Raw genomic sequence first — 268 nt, 5'->3', positions numbered from 1 at the left:
ACATGGTCGACGGCCTCAACCGCCTGATGCGGACCGCGGACGGCAACCTCGCCAGCGTGTCCGGCGTGCTGCAGGCCATCGCCCGCGGCGACCTGACCGCGCGCATGGACGGGGACTTCCACGGTGTGTTCGCCGCGATGCGCGACGACGCCAACGCGACCGTCGCCCAGCTGACCGGCATCGTCTCGCGCATCCAGGACGCCTCGGGCGCGATCGGCACGGCATCGTCGGAAATCGCCGCCGGCAACCACGATCTGTCGCAGCGCAC

1 pseudogene is annotated in these 268 nt (G+C 71.3%); it reads left to right on the top strand.

The features are described 5' to 3' along the window. Positions 1-268, top strand: a pseudogene (locus SB660_RS21025) (hypothetical protein); the annotation flags it as partial.

The sequence above is a fragment of the Bacillus sp. SIMBA_005 genome (assembly GCF_046535585.1).
In the GTDB taxonomy this organism is placed as follows: Bacteria; Bacillota; Bacilli; order Bacillales; family Bacillaceae; genus Bacillus; species Bacillus pumilus.
The sequence above is the reverse complement of the archived record's forward strand: the minus strand, read 5'-3'. Positions and strand labels throughout refer to the sequence as shown.